Origin of the sequence: Microvirga soli (assembly GCF_016734765.1) — a bacterium.
Classification (GTDB): Bacteria; Pseudomonadota; Alphaproteobacteria; order Rhizobiales; family Beijerinckiaceae; genus Microvirga; species Microvirga soli.
Genome location: NZ_JAERQE010000007.1, coordinates 130,339 through 154,289, shown reverse-complemented (window position 1 = coordinate 154,289; position 23,951 = coordinate 130,339). Strand labels below are relative to the sequence as shown.

The 23,951-nt window shown below is 65.3% G+C and carries 20 protein-coding genes; 9 read left to right on the top strand and 11 right to left on the bottom strand.

Translation table 11 applies throughout. The features are described 5' to 3' along the window. The first annotated feature begins 109 nt into the window (after positions 1–109). The 3 genes from JKL45_RS09215 (at position 110) to JKL45_RS09205 (ending at position 3,951) form a co-directional block, all read left to right on the top strand. The gene (locus JKL45_RS09215) at positions 110–1,114 is read left to right on the top strand and encodes a FecCD family ABC transporter permease (protein WP_201860818.1); all 1,005 of its coding nucleotides are present in this window, start codon (positions 110–112) and stop codon (positions 1,112–1,114) included. Next, complete coding sequence (locus JKL45_RS09210; protein ID WP_201860817.1) at positions 1,111–1,893, top strand: ABC transporter ATP-binding protein; 783 nt, start codon at positions 1,111–1,113, stop codon at positions 1,891–1,893. Before JKL45_RS09215 ends, JKL45_RS09210 begins: the two co-directional genes overlap by 4 nt. Positions 1,894–1,986: 93 nt before the next feature. Beyond that, a complete protein-coding gene (locus JKL45_RS09205; protein WP_201860816.1) occupies positions 1,987–3,951 on the top strand; it encodes a nucleoside-diphosphate sugar epimerase/dehydratase in 1,965 nt (654 codons plus the stop codon). On the opposite strand, the gene JKL45_RS09200 is transcribed toward JKL45_RS09205, so the two are convergent. The 7 genes from JKL45_RS09200 to JKL45_RS09170 all read right to left on the bottom strand — a co-directional run bounded on the left by JKL45_RS09200 (position 3,884) and on the right by JKL45_RS09170 (position 12,937). Further along, positions 3,884–4,825, bottom strand: coding sequence for an NAD-dependent epimerase/dehydratase family protein (locus JKL45_RS09200; RefSeq protein WP_201860815.1), 942 nt, complete (start codon positions 4,823–4,825; stop codon positions 3,884–3,886). The genes JKL45_RS09205 and JKL45_RS09200 overlap by 68 nt on opposite strands. Then, the gene (locus JKL45_RS09195) at positions 4,822–5,844 is read right to left on the bottom strand and encodes an MraY family glycosyltransferase (protein WP_201860855.1); all 1,023 of its coding nucleotides are present in this window, start codon (positions 5,842–5,844) and stop codon (positions 4,822–4,824) included. The genes JKL45_RS09200 and JKL45_RS09195 overlap by 4 nt, the downstream gene beginning before the upstream one ends. A gap of 115 nt (positions 5,845–5,959) precedes the next feature. Beyond that, complete coding sequence (locus tag JKL45_RS09190; RefSeq protein WP_201860814.1) at positions 5,960–6,967, bottom strand: NAD-dependent epimerase/dehydratase family protein; 1,008 nt, start codon at positions 6,965–6,967, stop codon at positions 5,960–5,962. A gap of 130 nt (positions 6,968–7,097) precedes the next feature. Then, positions 7,098–8,909, bottom strand: coding sequence for a hypothetical protein (locus JKL45_RS30460; protein WP_281401749.1), 1,812 nt, complete (start codon positions 8,907–8,909; stop codon positions 7,098–7,100). Between the two features lie 263 nt (positions 8,910–9,172). Beyond that, the gene (locus tag JKL45_RS09180; RefSeq protein WP_201860812.1) at positions 9,173–9,328 is read right to left on the bottom strand and encodes a hypothetical protein; all 156 of its coding nucleotides are present in this window, start codon (positions 9,326–9,328) and stop codon (positions 9,173–9,175) included. After that, complete coding sequence (locus JKL45_RS09175) at positions 9,300–10,211, bottom strand: MBL fold metallo-hydrolase (RefSeq protein ID WP_201860811.1); 912 nt, start codon at positions 10,209–10,211, stop codon at positions 9,300–9,302. Before JKL45_RS09175 ends, JKL45_RS09180 begins: the two co-directional genes overlap by 29 nt. Positions 10,212–10,390: 179 nt before the next feature. Next, complete coding sequence (locus JKL45_RS09170) at positions 10,391–12,937, bottom strand: ABC transporter ATP-binding protein (RefSeq protein ID WP_201860810.1); 2,547 nt, start codon at positions 12,935–12,937, stop codon at positions 10,391–10,393. A gap of 330 nt (positions 12,938–13,267) precedes the next feature. On the opposite strand from JKL45_RS09170, the gene JKL45_RS09165 reads away from it, so the two are divergent. The 3 genes from JKL45_RS09165 to JKL45_RS09155 all read left to right on the top strand — a co-directional run bounded on the left by JKL45_RS09165 (position 13,268) and on the right by JKL45_RS09155 (position 15,545). Beyond that, positions 13,268–13,834 carry a tetratricopeptide repeat protein gene (locus JKL45_RS09165; RefSeq protein WP_201860809.1) on the top strand — a complete coding sequence of 189 codons (567 nt, stop codon included), beginning with the start codon at positions 13,268–13,270 and terminating at the stop codon, positions 13,832–13,834. A gap of 236 nt (positions 13,835–14,070) precedes the next feature. Continuing rightward, positions 14,071–14,967, top strand: a complete 897-nt coding sequence (locus tag JKL45_RS09160; RefSeq protein WP_201860808.1) for a DMT family transporter — start codon at positions 14,071–14,073, stop codon at positions 14,965–14,967. Positions 14,968–15,047: 80 nt separating this feature from the next. Then, positions 15,048–15,545, top strand: a complete 498-nt coding sequence (locus JKL45_RS09155; RefSeq protein WP_201860807.1) for an MmcB family DNA repair protein — start codon at positions 15,048–15,050, stop codon at positions 15,543–15,545. Positions 15,546–15,549: 4 nt separating this feature from the next. On the opposite strand, the gene JKL45_RS09150 is transcribed toward JKL45_RS09155, so the two are convergent. Both JKL45_RS09150 and JKL45_RS09145 read right to left on the bottom strand, forming a co-directional pair. Continuing rightward, complete coding sequence (locus JKL45_RS09150; protein ID WP_201860806.1) at positions 15,550–16,107, bottom strand: ActR/PrrA/RegA family redox response regulator transcription factor; 558 nt, start codon at positions 16,105–16,107, stop codon at positions 15,550–15,552. Positions 16,108–16,188: 81 nt separating this feature from the next. Next, a complete protein-coding gene (locus JKL45_RS09145) occupies positions 16,189–17,544 on the bottom strand; it encodes an ActS/PrrB/RegB family redox-sensitive histidine kinase (RefSeq protein WP_201860805.1) in 1,356 nt (451 codons plus the stop codon). A gap of 249 nt (positions 17,545–17,793) precedes the next feature. Between JKL45_RS09145 and JKL45_RS09140 the strand changes: the two genes are divergently transcribed. The 3 genes from JKL45_RS09140 (at position 17,794) to JKL45_RS09130 (ending at position 21,255) form a co-directional block, all read left to right on the top strand. Next, on the top strand, positions 17,794–19,056 hold the full coding sequence (locus JKL45_RS09140) for a polyhydroxyalkanoate depolymerase (RefSeq protein ID WP_201860804.1): 1,263 nt from the start codon (positions 17,794–17,796) through the stop codon (positions 19,054–19,056). 76 nt (positions 19,057–19,132) lie between these two features. Continuing rightward, positions 19,133–19,876: a M48 family metallopeptidase gene (locus JKL45_RS09135; protein ID WP_201860803.1), complete on the top strand. Its 744-nt coding sequence runs from the start codon at positions 19,133–19,135 to the stop codon at positions 19,874–19,876. Between the two features lie 179 nt (positions 19,877–20,055). Next, on the top strand, positions 20,056–21,255 hold the full coding sequence (locus tag JKL45_RS09130) for a multidrug effflux MFS transporter (protein ID WP_201860802.1): 1,200 nt from the start codon (positions 20,056–20,058) through the stop codon (positions 21,253–21,255). Here JKL45_RS09130 and JKL45_RS09125 read toward each other — a convergent pair. Both JKL45_RS09125 and JKL45_RS09120 read right to left on the bottom strand, forming a co-directional pair. Continuing rightward, positions 21,240–21,587 carry a DUF1330 domain-containing protein gene (locus tag JKL45_RS09125; protein WP_201860801.1) on the bottom strand — a complete coding sequence of 116 codons (348 nt, stop codon included), beginning with the start codon at positions 21,585–21,587 and terminating at the stop codon, positions 21,240–21,242. The genes JKL45_RS09130 and JKL45_RS09125 overlap by 16 nt on opposite strands. Positions 21,588–21,731: 144 nt before the next feature. After that, positions 21,732–23,852 (bottom strand): transglycosylase domain-containing protein, encoded by a 2,121-nt coding sequence (locus JKL45_RS09120; protein WP_201860800.1) that lies wholly within the window; start codon positions 23,850–23,852, stop codon positions 21,732–21,734. Positions 23,853–23,951 lie beyond the last annotated feature (99 nt).

The window sequence follows — 23,951 nt, the reverse complement described above, 5'->3', positions numbered from 1 at the left end:
ACACGATCCCGGATCGGCTGCGCCGTCCGGGATGACCACGGTGGGATGAGGGTGGCTTTGTCCTCACTGCGTTTCATGCTCTACCGATGAAGCAACGAAACAATCCTTGATGCCTCGTCCTCCCTCGCCCCTCATCCCCGGCCTGATTGCCCTCCTCGGCGCGTTGAGCCTCGCCTCCCTGGTGATAGGCCCGGCGCCGATCTCGACCCTTGCGGCGCTGAAGGCCTTCGTGTCGGACGAGGGAGCGGCCAGCATCGTGGTGCGGGAGATCCGCCTGCCGCGCACCGTGCTCGCTCTCATGATCGGCTGGGTTTTCGGCCTGTCCGGCGCGGCGCTTCAGGGGATGCTGCGCAATCCGCTCGCCGACACGGCGGTGTTCGGCGCGCTGCAGGCGGCGGCCTTCGGGGCCGTACTGGTGATCTATTCCGGGCTCGTCGGCACCCTGTCCTGGGCGCTGCCCTTCGCGGCCATCGCCGGGGCGATGCTGTCCATCGCCCTCGTGGTGGCGGTGGCGGGGCGGAGCGCCACCATCGTGGTGCTGGTTCTCGCAGGCCTCGCGGTCGGGAGCCTGGCGGGTGCCGGCACGTCGCTGGCGATCAGCCTCTCGCCCAATCCGTTTGCGGTCACGGAGATCGTGTTCTGGCTGCTCGGCTCCTTCGAGGACCGGTCCGTGGTCCATGTGGGGCTCTCCGCTCCGTTCGTTCTCATGGCTTCGCTTCTGATCCTGAAGGCGTCATCGGGCCTGCGCGCCCTGGCGCTCGGGGAGGAGACCGCGCGCAGCCTCGGGACCGACGTGGCGCGGCTGCGCGGCCTGATCGTCGCTGGCGCCGCCATCGGCACCGGCGCCTCGGTGGCGGTTGCCGGGTCCATCGGCTTCGTCGGCCTCGTGGCACCCCATCTCGTCCGTCCCTTCGTGGGCTACGACCCGGCCCGCACGCTCGTGCCGGCAGGCCTTGCGGGAGCAGCCCTGCTGCTGGCGGCGGATTGCGCGGTGCGCCTCATCCCGTCCGGCGCCGAGGTCAAGGTCGGCGTGCTCACAGCCCTCATCGGCGTGCCGTTCTTTCTCTGGGTGATCGCCCGCCGCAGGGCCGAGCTGGTGGAGGCGCCCGCATGATGCGCCTCGAGATCCGCGCCCTTTCGGTCGATCTCGGGGCCCGCCGGGCGCTCCAGGGCATCGACCTCTCCCTTGAGCCCGGATGCCTGACGGTGCTGATCGGCCCCAATGGCGCGGGAAAGACCACGCTCATGCGGGCGATGGCCGGCCTGGTGCAGCCTTCGGCCGGAGAGGTTGCCCTGAACGGAGCCCCCGTTGCCCGGATGCGGGCGTCCGCGCGGGCGCGGGCCATCGCCTACCTGCCGCAGGGCGGCACGGTCGCCTGGCCTCTGCCGGTCGAAAGCGTCGTCGCGCTCGGCCGCCTGCCCCACGGGGAGGAGCCGGACCGTCTGCCGGCGCCTGGCCGGGACGCGGTGGCGGCGGCACTCCTGTCCGTTGGGCTTGCGGGCTTCGAGAACCGGCCCGCCACCTCCCTGTCCGGCGGCGAGCGCGCCCGCATGCTGCTCGCCCGCGCTCTCGCGACGCAGGCGCCGGTGCTCCTGGCCGACGAGCCCGTCGCGGCGCTCGATCCGCGTCATCAGCTCATAGTGCTCGACGGGATCAAGGCCTGTGCCCATGCGGGCGCTACCGTCGTGGCGATCCTGCATGACCTCAACCTGGCGGCCCGGTTCGCCGACCGTATCGCCCTGCTGGATCAAGGAAAACTCGAAGCCTCAGGGGCTCCTGAGGTGGTCCTGACCGAAGCCCGGCTCGCCTCCAGCTTCGGCATCAGGGCCAGGGTCGCAACCGAGGATGGCCGCCTTCTGATCGTGCCGCAGAGCCCTCTGCCGGGCGCGTGAGGGGCCTGCGCTGTTGGCATCGATAGCGGGACAAGGTTACATTGACAAAGAGGTGAGCCCATCCGATACCCCGAGGCAGCAGACGGCAGGGCCATGAATCGGCAGGACTTCAAGAAAACTCTCATCATCGTGCATGATCTCGTGATGACCGGCGTGGCCGTCCTCGCGACGTTCTTCGTGCGCTTCGAGGGAACGCTGCTCAGCGAGCGGCTGGTTCACCTGCCGCTGTTCCTGCCGCCCTTCATCGCCTTTGCGGGCGTGGTCTACTGGTTCTCGCAGCTCTACAAGTCCAAGTGGCGCTTTGCCTCCCTGCCGGATCTCTTCAACATCTTCCGGGCCGCCACCATCCTGGCGATTGCCCTGCTGGTGGTGGACTACATCCTCGTCTCGCCGCAGGTCCGAGGCACCTTCTTCTTCGGCAAGATCACGATCGCCCTCTACTGGCTGATCCAGATGTTCCTGCTGGGCGGCCCGCGCCTTGCCTTCCGCTACGTGAAGTACGCCCGGTCCCGGAACAGCCTGCAGCGCGATGCCAGCACGCCCACCCTGCTGCTCGGGCGCGTCGCCGACGTCGAGGTGATCCTGCGGGCCATCGAGGCGGGCACGGTCAAAAAGATCCAGCCCAGGGGCATCCTCTCTTATCGCAGCGACGATCTCGGCCAGTCCATGCGCGGCGTTCCGGTGCTGGGCACCTTCGCCGACCTCGACCAGGTGGTGCAGGACTTCCAGGAGCGGGGCGTACCGATCCGCCGGCTGGTGGCGACCCCGAGCGCGCTCACGCCGGAAGCGAACCCGGACATGCTGCTCGCGCGCGCGCGCCGTCTCGGCCTGCCCCTTGTGCGGGTCACGAGCCTCGGCGAGGGCATGCGCAACGCCGAGCTCGCGCCGCTCGAAATCGAAGACCTGCTCCTGCGTCCCACCGTGCAGATCGACCGGCAGCGGTTGGAAACCTTCATCCGCGGCAAGCGCGTGCTGGTCACGGGCGGCGGCGGCTCCATCGGGTCCGAGATCTGCACCCGCGCGGTGGCTTTCGGGGCGAGCGATCTTCTGATTCTGGAAAGCTCCGAGCCGTCCCTGCACCACATTCTCGAGAACCCGACGCTCCTGTCCAGCGACACCAATGTGGACGGCGTCATTGCCGACGTGCGCGACCGGGAGCGGGTGCGCGAGGTCATGAGCGAGTTCAAGCCGGAGGTGGTCTTCCACGCGGCGGCCCTCAAGCATGTGCCCTATCTCGAGAAGAACTGGACGGAAGGCATCAAGACCAACGTGTTCGGTTCGGTGAACGTGGCCGATGCGGCAGTCGAGGCCGGCGCCGACACCATCGTGATGATCTCCACCGACAAGGCCATCGATCCGGTCTCGATGCTCGGCGCCACCAAGCGCCTTGCCGAGATGTACGGGCAGGCGCTGGATGCCGAGTTCATGGGCCGCAACGGCGCCACCCGCACCATCGCGGTGCGCTTCGGCAACGTGCTGGGCTCGGTCGGCTCCGTGGTGCCGAAGTTCAAGGCGCAGATCGCCCGCGGCGGACCCGTTACCGTCACCCATCCGGACATGGTGCGCTACTTCATGACCACCCGCGAGGCGGCCGACCTGGTGCTCACCTCCGCGTCTCATGCGGAGGAAAGCCGGTCCCTGACGGAGCGCTCCAACGGCGACGAGCGCGCCTCGGTCTATGTGCTCAAGATGGGCCAGCCCGTGCGCATCTATGAGCTCGCCGAGCGCATGATCCGGCTTGCCGGCTATGAGCCGGGCGAGGACATCGAGATTGCCGTCACGGGCGCGCGGGCCGGCGAGCGCCTGCACGAGATCCTGTTCGCCCGCGAGGAGCCGCGCACGGAGATCGGCATCGACGGCGTCATGGCGGCAAAGCCCATCTTCGCCGACCGCGAGCGGGTCGAGCAATGGCTCAAGATCCTGGACCGCGCCCTCGTGGAAGGCGACCGGGCCCTGGCCGAGCGGGTGTTCGAAGAGGCGATCCCGGAATTCAAGCGCCGGAAGCCTGCCCCCCCGCTTGTCGCGCCAGTTCCGCAAGCGCGTCTCGCGTCGAACTGACCGGCTGCCAGCCTAGACGCCGCAAGGCCTCCGGGCTCGCCACGAGCGAGCCTGCCAGCCGCTCATAGGCCTCAGCCTTCCCCGCCAGAGCCGCCGCCCCTTTGAGAACGAACCCCGGAACCGGAATCAGTCCCGGCCCACGTCCAAAACCCTCGCGCAGGGCGGCCACCATTTCGGGGATCGTCACCGGCTTCGGATCGGCCACGATGAAGGGGCGCTTCAAGGGTCCGTCCGCCTTCAGAACCGTGTCCACAGCCGCCGCCAGGTTGTCGAGACAGAGGAGCGAGCGCTTGGCCCTCAGGCCGCCGAGTGGCAGGGGCCAGGATGACTGCGCGAGACCGAGCAGGGCAGCCATGTTGCCCTTCACGCCAGGGCCGTAGACGAGAACCGGGCGAAGGGCCACCCAGTCCAGCCCGAGTTCGGCCAATCCCCGTTCGGCTTCGAGCTTCGAGCGGCCATAGGCATCCGTCGGCTCAGGCGTCATATCCTCCGTCAGCACGCGATCAGTGGAAGGACCGCTCTGCGCGCGGATCGAGGAGAGAAAAACGAAGCGCTTCACGCCGGCCCGCTCGGCAGACTGGGCGAGCTTTACCGTCGCGTCCGTGTTGATGCTGCGATAGTCGTCCTCCGGCCGTCCCGACATGGCATGCGCCAGGCCCGCCGAGTGGATCACCATGTCCACGTCGCGCAAAGCCGCCGCCATGTTGTGCGGGGAGGCGATATCACCGATCACGGCGCTCGCGGCACCCGCCGGCACCTCGGAGGGGCGGCGCAGCAGCACCCGGACCCGGTAGCCGCGTTTGGGAAGCTCAGTGAGGAGGTGCCGTCCGATGAAACCCGTTGCGCCGGTGAGGGCAATCAGGGGTGCGTTCATCGGGAAACCTCCAAAGGAATTGTCTGGCGTGGTGTGGAAAAGCGCCTGAGCATCAGGCCGACGAGGACGATCCCTGAGACAAGCGCCGCGATCTGCACGGCGCCCGAGGACCAGATCAATGTCATAGCGGCGAGACCGGCCAGGACAAGGTTGAGGCCGAAAACATGGGCGCTGACCTGTAGCGCCGAGAAGCCGTTGTCGGTGGCCTGCTGGTAGAAATGGCTGCGATGCGCCTCCCACACCTTCTCACGCCGCGCGAGGCGGCGCAGCAGGGTGATGGTGGCGTCCATGAGATAATAGAGCGGCAGCAGGAGAGCGGCCGCGAGCGCGCCTGTTCCAGCGAGTTCCAGCAGCATCCAGCCGACGAGGAGGCCGATGGGCAGCGAGCCGACATCGCCGAGGAAGAGGCGGGCAACGGGCTTGTTGAAGGGCGCGAAGCCGAGGAGGGCGCCGCAGAGGGCGAGGGCTATCACCATAGCAAGAAGCGGTGGGGGCTCCTGGCTCGCCATTGGACCGAGGATAACAATTGCTCCTGTCACCGGCACCATTTCGGCAACGGTGATCCAGTCGAGGCCATCCATGAAGTTGGTGAGATTCACGAACCACACGCCGCCAAAAATGAGCAGAGCCTGTTCCACGCCCAGAGGCATCCATTCAGGGAAGATGCGAATTCCGCTTGTCAAAACCACAGCCATGACGGCTGCCATCTGCAGCAATAGGCGTAGGCTTGCGGGGAGTGGTCGAATGTCGTCGACAGCGCCAATCAATGCCAAGCCGATAGAAGCACAGGCCACAATGAGAAACTGGGATAGGACATAACCCGGAAGATTCAGAAACCACGCTGGTAGCAGCACCATCAACAAAGCAGCTCCGACAACCGCAATCCCGCCACCCTGAGGAGTCGGGATCTTGTGGCTGGAGCGGGCATTAGGGCGTGCTAACGCATAGCGGATAAGAACTGGTTTCAGGACGAGGATGAGAACGGCTGAGAGAACACCCGACAGAAGCAGGATGCCCATGGCGATGGCGACGGCAAAAAAACCGAAAGGGTTGAACACAACGCAGAGAAGAAAGCCCAGTAAAAGCAGGCCAGCCCATAGGGCCAGAAGCGTGAGATAATCCCTGATCATCCCCTTATGCCCCGTGATACTCGCGATACCATTGGACGAAGCGCCTGATGCCCTCCTCCAGGGACGTTGAGGGCGCAAAGCCCACGTCGCGGCGCAGGTCCGTAACATCCGCGCGGGTCTCGAGCACGTCGCCGGGCGGCAGGGGCACGTCGACGCGATGGGCCGTCTTGCCCAGGGCAGCCTCGATCAGGGCGATCAGCCGGTTCACCTCTTCAGGGCTATCGTTGCCGATGTTGTAGACCCGGTGCGGGGCAGCACTCGTGGCCGGATCGGGCGCTTCCGCGTTCCACGCCGGATCGCCTGAGGGCGCACGCTCGACCAGCCGCACGATGCCCTCCACGATATCGTCCACATAGGTGAAGTCGCGCCAGACTTTGCCGGCCCTGGCCACCTGGATCTCGCGACCCTCACTGATGGCATGAGTGAACTTGTACACCGCCATGTCGGGCCGGCCCCAGGGCCCGTAGACCGTGAAGAAGCGCAGGCCCGTGGAGGGCAGGCCGAACAGGGACGCGTAGGAATGCGCCATCATCTCGTTCGCCTTCTTGGTGGCGGCATAGAGGCTGATGGGGTGATCCGTGGTGTCGTGCTCGGAGAAGGGCAGCTTGCGGTTGGCGCCGTAGACCGAGCTCGACGAGGCATAGACGAGATGCTGCACGTTTCCATGGCGGCAGGCCTCCAGCATGCTCATGAAGCCCATGAGGTTGGAAGCAGTGTAGGGCTGCGGATCGACGAAGCGCACGCCGGGCTGGGCGGCCAGATGGATGACGCGCTCGAAGCGATGGTGCTGGAACAGGTCGCGGGTGGCCTGCTGGTCGGCGAGGTCCAGGCGCTCGCCCAGAAAGGTGTTGTGCGGGGCGAGCTTGGCGAAGCGGGCCTCTTTCAGGCCGATGTCGTAATAGGGCGTGAAGCTGTCGACCCCCACCACCTGATGGCCATCGGCCAGGAGCCGCTTGACCACATGATAGCCGATGAACCCGGCCGCACCGGTGACGAGAATGGGGGAGGTCATGATGGGCCCGCTTCGATAGGTGCGAGCACCATAATGGATTTTTCCGCAAAGGGGAGATTGTTCGCACACGGAACGACCCTCGCTTCGGCGAGGGCCGTCGAACATGGGGCCGATCTCTTCCGGTTCTTGCTCAGATGACGAAGAAGTCGTGCCAGTAGAGCTTTGTCTTGTTGGTCAGCGTGGCGATCTTCACCTGGGCCTTGGAGCCGGTGCCGTCCTGGTCGTAGTACAGGCTGCCCGTCTTCTTGTCGTAAACGATCCGGTCCTCCCGGTCCTTGGCCCGCGTGCCCTCCACGAACATGTCCGAGTTGAACTTCTTCGGCTGCGCCTCCGAGCCCACCCTACCCAGCTTGGTGAAGATCGCATTGTCCAGGTGAAAGCTGTCGTCCCGCGACTTGAAGTCGTAGATCTTGTCCACGTTCGTGCGCTTGTTCGGCCGCGTGTCGAACACGAAGGTGTCGCGCCCGCTGCCGCCGTAAAGCCGGTCATTGCCTGCGCCGCCATAGATCTTGTCGTTGCCGCTGTCGCCATAAAGTCGATCATTGCCCAGGCCGCCGTAAAGCGCATCGTTGCCGCCGCTGCCTCTGAACGTGTCGCTGAAGCCGCCGCCCTTGAGCACGTCGGCGCCAGCGCTGCCGGTCAGGTTCTCGTTTGCCACATCCGCCACCTGGATCTGCACCCACTGTTCGTAGGCAGCGCCGAGCCCATCCTTGACCTGCACCCTGATCTGGTGCGACTGCGCCTGCTCATAATCCAGCTTGATGCCGTCCTTGACGATGACGGTGCCGTTCGCCGTCAGGGCGAAGAGACCGCCGGCATCGTCGAGCAGGGTGTAGCTGTGGCCCTGGCTCACATCGAAGGCCTTGACCGTGAGCTGGCCCGAGGCTCCTGTTTGTCCCTCCTGGAAGGAAAGAGTGGAGCTCAGGCCCGTTGGCGTGGTCGGGCCGACCTTCTGGCCGTCCTTGGTGAAGCGCTGCTGATAGATGCCGTAGTCATCGCCATCCTGCATTTCTGACGTCCAGGTTACCACCCACCCACCATCCGCCAGCGCTGTCACAGAAGGGTTATTCTGACTCTTGGAAGTGTTAGTATTGACGTGAATTTCGCCGCCGACTTTCAAGCCATTGGCTGAATAGCGCTGCTGATAGATTTGCTCCTTATCACCAGTAGACATATTGGGATCTTCCGATGTCCATGTGACCACCCAGCCACCATCTGTTAACGTTGTGACCGATGGTCCATATTGGCTACCCGCGGTTGTGGTGTTGACCTGCGTTTCCCCAAGAACTCTGCTGCCATTCGCATTGTAGCGCTGCTGATAAATGCCATTACTATCGCCGTCTTGGCCGTACGATTCCCAAGTCACCACCCATCCGCCATCCGCCAAAGCGGTGACGGATGTACTCCACTGGGCATTAGCAGTCGTACTGTTGATCAGAACTTCACTGCCGATCGTGCCGTTGGCCGTATAATGGCGCTGATAGATGTTGTTGTCGGCCCCGTCATAAGTAGTCCAGGTCACCACCCAACCGCCTCCTGCCAAAGCCGTGATGGAGGGCTCTTTCTGATCACCGGCAGGGGTGGGGTTCACGCGGGTTTCGGGTCCGGGGTCGCCTTGAGCCGGAAAATGCCGCTGGTGAATGTTGTTGCCGGGGGCTGTCCCATCCGGCGTCATCCAGGTGACGATCCAACCGCCTCCTGCCAGAGCCGTTACGGACGGCTTTGTCTGATCGCCCGCCGTAATGAGGTTGACCTGGGTTTCGTCCCCGGCGTTCCCGAACCTGTCGTAACGCCGCTGGTAGATGCCCGTACCGGCCTCGTCCGGTGAGGTCCAGGTGACGAGCCAGCCGCCATCGGCCAACGCCGTGATGGAAGCCCCAAATTGGGCGCCGGCGGTCGTTGCATTGACCCGGATCTCCCATAACCGGCTTACCTTGTGCATCGTAGCGCTGCTGGTAGATGCCAGAGCTAGCTCCATCGGGGGATTCCCAGGTGACCACCCAGCCGCCATCGGCAAGACGTGTTATGGAGGAATCCATCTGAGATCCACCGGTCGTGGTGTTGACGCGGGTTTCACCGGTGGGGGCAACGACAACGGTCATAGCAACAGGCTCCTGAAATCAATTCAGGTAGATATAACGTAACGTTATAATGAACTCAAGCAGACCGGCTTCATTGGGCTTTTCGCTCCATCGCGAGGAAGGCTCAGACGACGGAGAAGCCCTTGTAGGTCATCTGGAGGTCCTTGGAGAGGGTGGCGATCTCCACCGCCTTGATCTTCGTGCTCGATCCGTCGGCGTCGCCATGGCCGTAGAGCTTGCCAGAGAAAATCTCAGGTCTTCGCAGCCTCAGCGAAAACAAACTCCGGCCGCTCAGCTACCGTTTCCTGATCGACCGGCTCGAATACGAACGATTGCCGCTCGCGGGCCATGAAGGCGGTGGGCATGACGGCCTGCATTTCGGCCTCGGCTGCCTTCAGGTAATTGTCGTCGTGACCGGGGTAGAGATGAAAAACCGCCAGGGCCTTCACGCCGGCGGCCTTCGAGAGCTCCACGCCCTTCTGCCAGGTGGAATGGCCCCAGCCGCGGCAATAGGAGTATTCGGCATCCGAGAACATGCCGTCGAAGATCATCAGATCCGTGTCGCGCACGAAGGCGGCGAGATCCGGATCGGGCCAGGGATCGCTGTGCTCCACGTCGCTGATGTAGCAGACGCTGCGGCCGCCGTGGCTGAGGCGGTAGCCGGTGGCGCCGCCGGGGTGGTTGAGAAGGTGTGTTTCGATCCGGGTGCCGTCGTCGAAGGTGATCGGCTCCCCGGCTTTAAAGCCGTGATACTCGAACCGGGCCGGGAGCTGGCCCAGGCGCACCGGAAACAGGGGCGGGGCAAAGAGGCGGCCGAGGGGCTCCATGGCGCTCTCGCCCTCCAGATGCCCGCAATAGGTGCGGATCACCCGGTCATTGGCCAGCAGCGCCGGCTTGAAGAAGGGCAGGCCGCTGATGTGGTCGAGGTGGAGGTGGCTGAGGAGGATGTCGATCTTCTCGGGAGCGGTCTGGCCGAGGTCCATGCCGAGCGCCGAGAGGCCGGTGCCCGCATCGAGGATGAAGAGGCGCTCGCCGCATCGAACTTCGACACAGGGCGTGTGCGATCCGAACTCGACGAATTGAGGCCCAGATGCGCAGGTGGAGCCGCGTGTGCCCCAGAACCGGACTTGCAATGCGTCAGAGGATGCAACACGCCTTACCATGGCAGGATCATGATGTAACGAAAACTCCTCTTATGTGCGCTAGCGCACATGGACTGCGGTAAGCTGCCCCTGACACGGACAACGGGTCAAGAGCATCGGACCCAAAAGTGGAAGCCACTTTTGGGATCCATTCGATGCTCCTGGTCTTAACCGCTGCATTCTGCGCAGGGCGAAAGATGTCACGCACTTAACGCCTCCAGACGCCGGGTGCGGCGCTCCATGACGGGTTCGCCCCGCTCAAAATGGATAACAGCATCGAAGGGCGGTTGATCCATGGCGGGCGAAATCGCGGGCGTCACGAGGATCAGGCCGCGGCCCACGAGCGCCCGGCGCAGGTTCATCACCAGCTTGTCGGCGGCCGGTCCTGGCAGGCCTTCGAGGGCCCGCTGCACCACCAGGACGCTCGGCCGGCGCACGAGGCCGCGCACGAGATCGACGGCGGCGAGCTCGGTGAGGGTCAGGTCGTCGCCTTGCGGATCGATCGGCGTGTCGAGGCCGATGCGCGAGACCTCGCCGTCGAGGCCGCGCTGGGTCAGCACCCGGCGGGCGACCTCCTGCACCGCCTCGAGGGCGCCGGCCTGGTCGGCCGCGATGCGGCCGAAGAGCAGGTTGTCCTGGATGCTTGCCGCCGCGCAGAACCGCGCCTCGTCGTAGAACTCGATGGCCGATTTCAGGCTCACCGGCAGCATGCGGGCAAAATCGGCCCGGGCCACGAGGATGCGCTCCTCCAGGCCCGGCTCCAGCAGCCCCAGGCGATGCCGGCTCTCGTTGTAGCGCAGCGCCAGACCGATGAGGCGCTCCTGGTCGCGGGAGGTCTTGTCGCTGCGCCGCTGTTCGTTCTTGCGGTCGACGAGGTCCTGGAAATAGGGCCGGTCGGCTGCCGAAAAGAACGAGAAGCGGTCGAAGAGCGGCGACCCGTCCGGGATCTCCGCGAAGATCTCGATCATGCTGGTGGCGATGGAGAGCCCCATGCGGGCGAGCGGCTTGGTGAGTTCGTTGGCTTCAAGAATGGCGCGCACGAACGGGTGGCTCGACAGCCGGTCTTCATGGAAGGCGTCGCCGATGGGCTTTCCGAAGAGCAGGTTCTCGCCGATCGTGGCGTAACGGTTGTAGCGGGTGGCGCTGAAAGGGTCGACGAAGCGGTCGAGGTTCTCGGCGGCGAGCGCGGCCTCGACGAAACGGCGCGCTTCCACCACGGCGTCGGCAAATTTCGGCTCCCTGGACGGATCGATGGTGCCGGACAGGCCGCGGGCATGGGTGAGGCGATCGAGCCCGGCGATGGCGATGGCCTCGGACAGGCGATGCCTCAGTTCATCCGCCGGCGCGGTGCAGCCATAGAGCAGATTGTCCTTGAGGCTGCCCTCGATCAGCACCGTCTGTCCGGTAAAGGCGATGCGCTGGCTGCGCTCCACCGGGTTGGCGGCGGCGAGATCCACCCCGCCAAAGGTCAGGCGGCCCATGGAGGGCGGCAGCTGACCGCTCATGAGCGCCGCAAGCAGCCTCGGCCCCGCATCGCCGTCGCCCACCAGGGCCACGTGGGACGGGAAGGCGAGGCTGAGGTTGACCGATGCGACGCGCGCCCCGCTCGCAGGATCGTAAGCCGACACGCCTTGGGCCACCAGGGCGCCGTTCTCCGGCAGGCTCGCCTTGCCCTTGAGGGCGGCGCGCAGCTTCAGCGGAGCCAAGCCCTTGCCGAGATCGATGAGCAATGCCCTGGCCCGCATGATCAGCCGGTGCCACTGCACCACCTCGCGGGTGCCATAGGCAGCAAGCGCCGCCGCGAGCACGCTGGCCGCGACCGTGCCAGAGGTCAGGGGGCGCGATTGCGAGAACCAGGCTCCGAGCGCCAGAACCGCCAGGGGGGCGATCAGGAGCAGGGCCGCGGAGGCAGCTTCCATGATGGCCAGGCGGTATTCCTCCCGCATCACCGGGCGATGGCCGCTCATGAGGGCTTGGCGCACCCGGTCGCGCTCGAAAGGCGCGGTGCCGTGCGCGCGCAGGGCCGGCAGGCGCTGCTCCAGATCGGCGAACACGCCCTCGGCTTCGTCGCCCTCCCGGTGGCGGGCCGCAGCGGCGTCGAAGCGCAGGAGCGCCCGGCGCGCGCTTACGATCATGGCAAGGCCGAGCACCACCGCCAGAACGGCGCCTAGGTACCAATCCGTGACGAACACGTAAGCGCAGGCGAGCCCGATCATGCCGCCGAGCTTCACCGGGATCAGGAGGCTCGATCCCAGCACGCCGTTTTCGCGGGCCAGTCCGCGTGAGGCGAGGGTCGAGATCATGGCGATCTCGTCATGCGACGCGGAGGGTACTTTCAGGATGATGTCGAGGGCGGCCGACTGGGTTCGCGTCAGCATCTGCACGCCGATGCCGACCGCCACCCACTCGAGCGCCACCAGGATCAGCCCGAGGGCCAGGGGGATGAGCAGCACGCCGATGACCGCCGCAAGCGCGAATGTCTCAGGATTAAGGGCAAAGCCGGGGAACAGAACCAGGGATTCCGGCCACAGGCTGGCCGGGGGAGTAAGGGCAATCCGCAGGAAGGCAGCCGGCGCATTCCAGGCTTCGACGCCGCCGGTTGCCCGGTCGACGATCTGCCGAACCAGATCGAACCCGATCAGGATCAGGACACCCGCCAGCGCCAAGAGCCCGAAGCCGGCCAGATGGCGGACGGGCGAGGTTTTCCAGGCCAGGCGCAACGGGTCGCGCTCGATGACGGCTCCCAAGGGCAACTCCAATGATCGTTCGGGTTCAGTGACGTTAGCGGAGCCTAGAGCATCAGGCCCAAAAGTGGAAACCACTTTTGGGGTTCGCCCGATGCTCAATTCGTTAAATAGCGCATCGTGTTGGACCGAAAACCGGAACCACTTTTGCGCCCGATGCGCGAGCGTTTTCGACACGGTGAAGAGGGTTTGCGTTCACAAAGTGCGCCCGGGCACACATCGGTCGTTCCACAGGTTTCGGCATGGGCGCCGATTTGCCCTCTCGCCGCGCCGCACTTCGACTCTATGTCCCCTGCCTTGGCTGCCTGCCATGGAGGATCGGTGAACTCGCCCATGACGTCCCTTTTGCCGTCCCCTCTGCCGATCGATCCGGTGTTCCAGCTCGTCCTCGAGGTTCCGGCCCATTCGCCACGACCGGACCTGCCGCGTCGCCTGACCGCCCTCTTCCAGGAACTGGCCATGGATGAGCCGCCCCGGCCCGTGGAGGAGATCGAGGATCAGATCTGGGCTCTGTGGAGCTCGCATGAGGACCGCATCGCAGAGGAGACCATGGCGGCGGCGGTCGAGGCCCTCGGTTCGGGATCCCTCAAGAAGGCCCGGCCGCTGCTCGACCATCTGGTCGCCATGTACCCGGACTGGCCGGAAGCCTGGAACAAGCGCGCGACGCTGGCCTCCATCGAGAAGCGCGATGCGGACAGCCTGCTCGACATCGCCCAGACCCTGCGCCTCGAGCCGCGCCATTTCGGGGCGGTGGCCGGGTTCGGCAACATCTGCCTGCGCCACGGCCACCTCAACGAGGCGCGCGCCGCCTTCCAGATCGCGCTCGGCATCAATCCGCACATGGAAGACCTGCGCGACATGCTGGAGAACCTGTCGCCGCATCACCTGATGCTGCATTAGCGCATCGTGCAGAAAAGTGGATTCGGTTTTCTGCCTGGAACGATGCGCCACTTCAGAAATGGAGCATCGGACCCAAAAGTGCTTTCCACTTTTGGGTCCGATGCTCTAGGGAATCTTCATAATCCTCTGCGAACATGCCGCAGGATCCTTGGTCGTGGCGGAACCCTCCCCACGATCATGCCAGACCCCCGTTCCCGGCATTTGCAACATTCCCCACAGCCGAGCTATCCAGCAATATGGCCCTGCGCGATCTCTTTCTGATGTTTGTCGTCTGCTTCCTGTGGGCGGCCCATACCATCGTCAGCAAGATCGTCGTTTCGGGCATGGAAATTCCACCCCTGTTCTATGCGGCCATCCGCTTCGGCATCGTGGCGGTGCTCGCCCTTCCCTGGCTGCTGCCGGCCCCGCGGCCGCGATGGCGCATCGTCCTGGTCGGGTTCCTCATGGGCGGCGGCGGGTTCGCCCTGTTCTTCCTCGGCATCAAGACAGCGAGTCCTTCCAGCGCCGCGGTGGTGAGCCAGCTCGGAATCCCGATCACGGCGCTTCTCTCCCTTATGATCCTGGGCGAGCGGATCGACGGCAGGCGGGCGCTCGGCATCGTGCTGACCTTCGCCGGTGGCGTGCTCGTGATGTGGGACCCGGATGGCGGCTTTCCGCTCTCCGCGGGCCTCCTGCTGGTTCTGGCCTCCACGGCCGTCGGGTCGCTCGCCGCCGTGATGATGAAGCAGATCGAGGGTGTGAAGCCGCTTCAGTTCCAGTCATGGATCGGGCTCGCTTCGGTGATGCCCATGATTCTCCTGACCACGACATTCGAGACGGGCCAAGTGGACAAGGCGATGGCGGCCGGCTGGAATTTCGTCGCGGCCCTGCTGTTCTCCGCCCTTGTCGTGTCGCTGATCGCCCACACGATCTACTATGGCCTGATCAGGAAATATCCTGCCAACATGATCGCCCCTCTGCTGATCATGAACCCTCTGCTGACGGTGGCCTTGGGCATTCTGGTCACGGGCGACCGGTTCGATGCTCGCACCGCCGTTGGGACGGGGCTCGCCCTGTGCGGTGTCCTGATCATCGCGCTCCGGCGCAGCAGCGCCATGCGGCTGACCTGGGCGCGATGGAAGCGCTTCCGCTGACGGGCGATTTCTTTTATCCGGAGCAAGCGCGACAACGGAGCCGTTGCGGGACGGCGGCGGCGGGATGATACCTTAGGCCCATGTCCGATTCGCCTGCCGCCCTCTCCCGCCCCATCATCCTGCCCGTCGACGGCCGCCAGTCGCCGGTGGCGGCCGGCGTTCAGCGCGGCGTGCGCCGCCTGTTCTCGCAGCTCGGCCATGTCACCCTGCCGGAATTCACCCTCGCCAACGGACGGCGCGCCGATCTGATCGCGCTCGCGCCCGACGGGGCGCTCACCATCGTCGAGATCAAGTCGAGCGTGGCGGATTTCCGGGCCGACCGGAAATGGCCCGACTACGAGGATTTCTGCGACCGGTTCTATTTCGCGGTGCCGGAGACCGTGCCGTTCGACATTCTGCCGGAGGATCGGGGTCTCATCATCGCCGACAGTTTCGGGGCGGCGATCCTGCGCGAGGCGTCGCATCACCCGCTGGCGGGCGCCCGCCGCAAGGCCGTGACCCTGCGCTTCGCGCACGCGGCCGCATCCCTGCTGCACGCCCTGGCCGATCCCGACCGGATCGCGGACGGGCGGCTTTGAGGAGTTAGCGCGGCGCGCGCTTGGCGAGGATGCGCTGCAGGGTCCGGCGGTGCATGTTGAGGCGGCGGGCCGTTTCCGAGACGTTGCGGCCACAGAGCTCATAGACCCGCTGGATATGCTCCCAGCGCACCCGGTCGGCCGACATGGGGTTTTCCGGCGGCAGCGCCCGTTCGCCCGGCTGGGCCATGAGGGTGGCGTGGATCTCGTCCGCATCGGCGGGCTTTGCCAAGTAGTCGAACGCCCCCATCTTCACCGCCGTCACGGCCGTGGCGATGTTGCCGTAGCCGGTGAGGATGACCCCGCGGGCGTCCGGACGGCGGTTTTTCAGGCGCTCGATCACGTCCAAGCCGTTGCCGTCGCCGAGCCGCATGTCGATCACCGCGAAGGCCGGCGGTTCGTTTTCGATGGCCGCAATGCCGTCCGCTACGCTCTCGGCCACGCGAACCTGATAGCCGCGGCCTTCCATGGCGCGGGCCAGACGGGTCGAGAACGGCCGGTCGTCGTCGACGATCAAGAGACTCTTGTCGGCGCGATCTTCGAATGCGGCAGGCGCATCGGCCATCAGACTATCTCCTTGCATCTTAAGGATATTCCTTCATGAGGCGAGCTGCATCAGCTCCTTTCTCATATGGGAATTCATCCCCTAATCTTTGAGAGGCTCCACCGAACCTCCCTGCGGCGAAATTGCCGCACCTCGTTCAAACGCCTGACGCGGCCAAACGATCCGCGCGATGGCGCCCGAGGCCGGCGGGGCGGCGTTCGTGAGGGTCAGTTCGGCCCCCGATCGCTCGACCAAAGTCTTGGCGATGAACAGGCCTAAGCCCAGTCCACCGCCCTCCTCGCTGTCCTCCGAGCGCTCGGCGGCGCTGCGGGTGGTCACGTAGGGCTCGCCGATCCTGAGCAGGATATCGGGCGCGTAACCGGGGCCGTCATCCCGGACCTCGATGAAAACCTCGTGAGGAGACCAGCAGGCTTCGATCGTCACCTGGCTCTCGGCAAAGTCCGTGGCGTTGTCGAGGATGTTGGACAACCCGTAGACCACCCCCGGATTGCGCCGGCATAGGGGTTCGGGGCCATCGCCTTTGGTGATTACCTTCACGTCGAAGCCGACCGCCCGCTGCGGCTCGACGATATCCTCCACCAGATGGCTGAGGGAGACGGTCTCCAGGAACTCTCCCCCGTCGTCCTCGTCCATGGAGGTGAGCTTGGTCAGGATGGTGCGGCAGCGCTCCACCTGCTCCCGCAGGAGCTTCAGGTCCTCGCCCACCGGGCCTTCCTTGGGCATGGTATGGCTGAGCTCCTTGGTGACCAGCGCGATGGTGGCGAGGGGCGTTCCGAGCTCATGGGCGGCGGCTGCCGCCAGGCCGTCGAGCTGGGACAGGTGCTGCTCGCGGGCGAGCACCAACTCGGTGGCGGCGAGCGCCTGGGCAAGCTGGCGGGCCTCCTCGGCCACACGCCAGGCATAGATGCCGGTGAACGCTGTGCCGAGGAGGATCGCGGTCCAGATTCCCGTCACATAGAGAAAGGGCAGGGAGAAGGCCTGCCCCGGAAACCAGGGCAGCGGCCGATGGGCGAGCACGAGAAAGGTCGCGCAGCCGACCGCCAGCAGCCCGAGCCCCAGGGTTCGCTCCGGCGTGAGCGCCGTGGCCGAGATCAGCACGGGCGCCAGAAACAGCATGGCGAAGGGGTTTTCCAGCCCGCCGGTGAGATAGAGGAGGCCGGCCAGCTGCAGGATGTCGAAGGCGAGCAGCGCGGTGGCGACGTTGTCGCTAAGCCGGTGGCTTGCCGGATACTGGATGCGCAGCAGCAGGTTGACCCAGACCGACGCGACGATCACCAGAACGCACAGGGCGAAGGGCAGGGGGAATCCGAGCCCGAAGCGGACCCCGATCACCGCCGCGGACTGCCCGGCTACCGCAAGCCAGCGCAGGCGGACCAGGGTGTCCAGGCGCAGGTGCCGGGCGTGGTGCGTCAGGTTCTTGGGTTCGATCCGGGACATCCTCGAACAGAATAGGGCCGCCCCTCGGTTCGCCAAGCAGAAGCCGCCAGCCTATTTTCCTATCGATGACTTTCCAGACGCCATGCAACCCTCAGGCAATGCTCTGAAACAAAAGTATGGCGCCCGTTTTTGCGGTGGACGGACAAGTTTGTTGCAATAGGCTCAAGGAACTTTAATCTTAAAATTACGGTTGAGGATAAAGCCTACCGCATTGGGCGAGAACCAGGCTCCCGGCCTTTGGGGACACAGATGAACTTTTCTTATGTTTGGTACGATACTGCGCATTGGCTCTTGAGCCCCGCCCGTGCGGCCTCCGATTTGACGAAGCATTTCTTTGATAATCCTGACAATCCGCTCACCAACACACCCTACGGCCGAACCGTATCCGCCGCCTGCGAGCTGTTCGAACGCACCACCCGCCGCTACGGCAAGCCTGTCTTCGGCCTGCCCACCACCGTGATCGACGGTGCGGAGGTGGCGGTCACGGAGCGGATCGTGTGGGAGCGCCCGTTCTGCCGAATCATCTCCTTCGAGCGGGATCATGCCGCTGCCAAGACCCAGCCGAAGCTCCTGATCGTGGCGCCCATGTCGGGCCACTACGCCACGCTCCTGCGCGGCACGGTGGAAACCTTCCTGCCCACGCACCAGGTCATGATTACCGATTGGACCGATGCCCGCATGGTGCCCCTGGATGAGGGGCGTTTCGATCTCGACGATTATATCGACTACATCAAGGACCTGTGCCGCGCGTTCGGCCCGGACCTGCACCTGATGGCCGTGTGCCAGCCGGCCGTTCCTGTGATCGCGGCCGTCGCCCGCCTCGAGGCCGAGAACGATCCCTTCATTCCGCGCTCCATGACCCTCATGGGCGGCCCCATCGACACCCGCCGCTCCCCCACGGCCGTGAACCGGCTGGCCGAGGAGCGCGGCATCGACTGGTTCGAGCGTCACTGCATCACCAAGGTGCCGCCATCCCATCCGGGCTTCTGGCGCGATGTCTATCCGGGCTTCCAGCAGCTCTCCGGCTTCATGGCCATGAACATCGACCGGCACCTGACCGCCCATTACGACATGTTCAACCACCTGGTGGAGGGCGACGGTGATTCGGCCGAAAAGCACCGGGAGTTCTATGACGAGTATCTCGCCGTCATGGACCTGACCGCCGAGTTCTACCTCCAGACGGTCGAGAAGGTGTTCGTGAACCATGAGCTGCCCAAGGGCGAGATGATGCACCGGGACCAGCCGGTGGATCTCATGTCCATCCGGCGCTGCGCCATCATGGCCGTCGAAGGCGAGCGGGACGACATCTCGGGCGTGGGCCAGACCCTGGCCGCCCTCGAACTGACCCCCAACCTGTCCTCCGACAAGAAGCTTTATCATCTGCAGGCCAAGGTCGGTCATTATGGTGTCTTCAACGGTTCTCGGTTCCGGTCTCAGATCGCTCCTCGAATCGCTGAATTCATTGAGAATCACGATCGAGAGCCAGCCCGGAAGAAGGCGTCAAGAGCCTGAACCCGTTCTTGATACGTTCCTAGGAGCGGCAAACGGCTGCGCTGACAGAATCAGCGTGACAGGGCAGATTGCGGACATGAAATCCGCCCTGTTCCGCCGCGTCCCTGCGGACCCGCCTCATCTCAAAGTTCTGCATGAGGGCCAAGCCTTTAAGGTGGCCCTCAAGCGCCGTCCCACGGCCAAACGGATCACGCTGCGCGTCTCCAACGCGACCGGCGAGGTCGTGCTGTCGATCCCTGAGCGCACCGATGTGGGGCTGGCCCAGAAATTCGCCGACAGCCACAGCCAGTGGATCGCCACCCGTCTCGCCAAGGTGCCCGAGCGGGTGATCTTCGAGCCGGGTGCGCTGGTGCCCGTTCGCGGTGTCCTCCACCGGATCGTCCACTGGTCCTCGATCCGCGGCGTGACCCAGGCCGGCCGCGGCAGCGCGGGCGAGCCGATCATCGCGGTGGCCGGCGAGGCTTCCCACGTGGCCCGCCGGGTGCGGGATTTCCTCGAGGCAGAGGCCAAGAAGGACTTTGCCGCCGCTGTGAAGAAGCACACGGCCCAGCTCGGCGTCTCGGCCAAGCGCATCACCGTGCGCGACACCAAGAGCCGCTGGGGCTCCTGCTCGGCCAATGGAGCGCTCAATTTCTCCTGGCGCCTGATCATGGCCCCGCCCTTCGTGCTCGACTACCTCGCCGCTCACGAGGTGGCGCACCTGCGCGAGCTCAACCATTCCCACCGCTTCTGGAAAATCACCCACCAGCTCTGCCCCCGCACCGACGAGGCGGAAGCCTGGCTCAAGACCTACGGCAGCGCGCTGCATCGCATTGGGTGAAGGGCACTTCGCGTTCTATTCTATCCCACTGTCATTCCGGGGCCGCGCAGCGGAGCCCGGAATGACAATTCGTAGCCGCCTCATCCCATCGGGATCACCGATGCGACGCCTCTTAGTGAGTGACACGCCTATCGTTTCGGCTTAGTCGAATCCTCCCGTCACCGCTGCGTCCCAACAAAATGCTCAAGCCCGACACCTTGGCTCTCACCGTCGTCCTGGCGCTGCTCACTGCACTCGGGCCGCTCTCGACGGACATGTATCTGCCGTCGCTGCCGGCGATTGCCACGGGCCTTAGGGCGACCACCGGCCAGACGCAGCTCACGCTCTCCGCGTTTCTCCTCGGCTTTGCGGCCGGGCAATTCTTCTATGGGCCGATTTCCGACCGGATTGGGCGAAAGCCCGTGCTGCTCTTCGGGCTCGCGCTCTTTACGGTGGCAAGCCTCATCTGCGCGTTCGCGCCCAACATCGAGACCCTGATCGGCGCGCGCTTTCTCCAGGCGCTCGGCGCGTCGGGGCCCATCGTGCTCGGGCGCGCCATCGTGCGCGATTTCTACGAGGGGCCACGCGCGGGCAAGGAATTGTCGCGCATGGGCACCATCATGGGTGTGGTGCCGGCCGCAGCGCCCATCCTCGGCGGCGTGATCGAGCGCATCTCCGGTTGGCGCGTGACGTTTGCGGTCATGATCCTGTTCGGCATCGCCATGGCGGCCGTGATCAGCCTGCGCATGCCCGAGAGCATTCGCAAGAAATCCGAGGTGCCGATCTCGTTCGGGGCGATCCTGCGCGGCTTCAGGCTGCTGCTCGGCCATCCGGGTTATCGCACCTATGTGGGCCTCTCGATGCTCACCTATGGCGGGCTCTTCGCCTTCATCTCCGGCTCGTCCTTCGTGCTGCAGAAGATCTATGGCCTGGACGAACTGTCTTACGCCTTTTCCTTCACCTTCGTGGTGGTGGGCTTCATCAGCGGAACGTACCTCGCGCAGCATCTGGTGGGCCGGCGCGGTCTCGACGGCACGATCCAGCTCGGCGTCACATGCCTTGCCGTCGGCGGCGCCACCATGCTGACCCTCGTGCTCCTCGGAGTGCCGTCCTCGCTCGGCATCAGCGCCCCGATGGCGATCTACGGGATCGGGGTCGGCCTCACTATGCCGCAATCCATGGCCTCGGCCCTGATGCCTTTTCCGGAGCGGGCCGGCGCGGCGTCGTCGCTGCTGGGCATTTGCCAGATGACCTTCGCGGCCATCGTGGGCATTCTCCTTGGCGGCAACCTCGACGCTTCGGCGATTCCGCTCCCCGCCACCATCGCCACCACGGGTGTGCTGGCGCTTGCGCTTTTCCTCATGACGAGCCGTGCAAGAGGGCATCAGCCCAAGGGCTGATCCACCGGGATTCCGGCGAGCACATCCGTGGCCTTGTGGTCGGCATCGACACCCTCCATGAAGAAGACGTCGCCGCGCGAGTTGCCAGTACGCAGGGGCAGAATGTCCCGATAGGCCGGGGAGTCATACCATGCCCGGGCACTCTCCCTGTTTGGGAACGCGATCACGATCAGGTCCCCCTGCCAGGAGCCTTCCAGAATTGTCGCCGGTCCGCCGTGGATGATGAACCGGCCACCGAAGGGTTCAAGCGTATCGTCGATGCGCTTGAGATACTCGACGATGTCGGAACCGACATTCACGTCGTGCAGATGACCGATGGCGTAGGTGGACATAACAGGCTCCTTCTTGTGATGAAGCGAGCATGCCGGCTCAGGTGAGGCGTGGCGATTACGTGCGGGGTAATGGTTCGAGAGTTCTTCGAGCACACCCACTGTCATTCCAGGGCTCCGCTTACGCGGCCCCGGAATGACAGTGTGTTAAAGCCCGAACAGCTTCTCGAAGAAGTTCTTCTCGCGGCTGGCGCGCCGTTGCGGCGCGGGCGCGACCCAGCTGCCTTCGCCGTCCGCGTTGGCATAGCGCGGGCCGCCTCCGGCACCGGCGACGGGAATGTCGGACGGGGCGCGCATGCGCTCCAGGCCGGGCAGCGGCACGGGCTGCTTGTCCTTGAGGGCGGCCGTCATGAAGTTGTGCCAGACTTCTGTCGGCAGGTTGCCGCCGGTGACGCGCTTGGTGAGCGCGCCGTCGTCGTTGCCGAGCCACACGCCAGCCACGAGATTGCCCGAGTAGCCCACGAACCAGGCATCCTTGTAATCGTCGGTGGTGCCGGTCTTGCCGGCGAGCGTCCAGCCCGGGATCTGCGCCTTCTGGGCGGTGCCGATGACGAAGACGTTGTGCATCATCTCGTTCATCTGGGCCACGACACCGGGGTCGATGACGCGCCCGAGGCCGCCCGAGCCCGGGCGCTTGTAGATGAGCTTGCCGTCGGTGGTCTTCACCTGGGTGATCACGTAGGGGGTCACGCCGATGCCGCCATTGGCGAAGGCCGCGTATGCGGAGACCAGTTCGAGCGGCGTCACCTCGGAGGTGCCGAGCGCCAGCGAGCCGTTGGCCTGTAGCGGAGACGAGATGCCGAGACGCTGCGCGGCCTGCGCCACGGCTTTAGGCCCCACCTCCATGTTGAGCTTCACCGCGATGGTGTTGAGCGAGAGTGCCAGCGCATCGCGGATCGTGATCGGCCCGCGGTATTTGCGGTCGTAGTTCTTGGGCGCCCAGCCCTTGTAGGCAACAGGCGCATCGTCCACGACCATGTCGGGCGTGTAGCCCCGCTCCATGGCGGCGAGATAGACGAAGGGCTTGAAGGACGAGCCCGGCTGGCGCCGGGCCGCGATGGCCCGGTTGAACTGGCTCGTCTCGTAGTTGCGGCCGCCGACCAGGGCCTTCACGGCTCCGTCCGGCTGCATGGCCACGACCGCGCCCTGGCTCACGTTGAACTTCTGGCCCTTGGCGTTGAGCTCTTCCACCAGCACGCGCTCGGCCGCCGACTGCATGCCAGGCTCGACGGTGGTCGAGACCACGATGTCAGCCTCGACGGTGCCGACGAAATCATCAAGCACGTCCATCACGTAATCGGCCGCGTAATTGGCGGACCCGGCGGTGTTCGGGCGGACAGACTCTGCGGGATCGCCGAGGGCCGTCTTGGTCATGCCGGGCGTGATGAAGCCGAGGTCGTTCATGGCCGCGATCACGAGCTCCGCGCGGGCCTGCGCCCGCTCCGGATAGCGGTTGGGAGCAAGCCGCGACGGCGATTGGACGAGGCCCGCCAGCACGGCGGCTTCCGACAGAGACACGCTGCGCGCCGACTTGCCGTAATAGCGCTGGGCGGCGGCCTCGACGCCATAGGCGCCGGCGCCGAAATAGACCCGGTTCAGGTAAAGCTCGAGGAGCTGGTCCTTCGAGTAGTTGCGCTCGAGCCAGAGCGCCAGGATCGCCTCCTGGATCTTACGCGAGGCGGTGCGCTCTTGGGTCAGGAAGAGGTTCTTGGCGAGCTGCTGCGTCAGGGTCGAGCCGCCCTGCAGACCGCCGCTGTTGCTGAGGTTGCGGTAGATCGCGCGGCCGATGCCGATCGGGTCGATGCCGAAATGGTCGTAGAAGCGCCGGTCCTCGATGGCCACGAAGGCTCTCGGCAGATAGGGCGGCAGTTCCTTCAGGGTGACCGTGCGGCCGCCCGTCTCGCCGCGATTGGCGAGGAACGAGCCGTCGCTCGCCAGGATGGCGATGTTCGGCGGGCGCTTGGGCACGGAGAGCTGATCGATGGGCGGCAACTGCGAGGCGTAATAGGCCACGATGCCGCCGACGCCGATCACGCCCCACAGGCAGAGCACGAGCCCGGCATAGACCAGTTTGCTGAAAAGGGAACGGCCGCCGCGGCGCTTCACCTTCTTGGGCCGTGAAGGCCTGCCGCCCCCCTGTCCGGAAGCTCGCCTGCGCGCCATCGTTCCCCCTGCCCGATCCTCGGGCGAGAGGTGAAAGTCCAGCTCCCCCGCCTGCCCAGCGGGCGCATCGAACACCGGCTCGCGCCTGTCACGTCCGTTCGCCACGTCTTTAATGACCCCGCAATCATACAGCCAGTGGATCCTGGCCTTTCATGCTCTGAGGCACCCTAATTGTGGCGGTTTAAGGGGCGGTTAACGGGGATT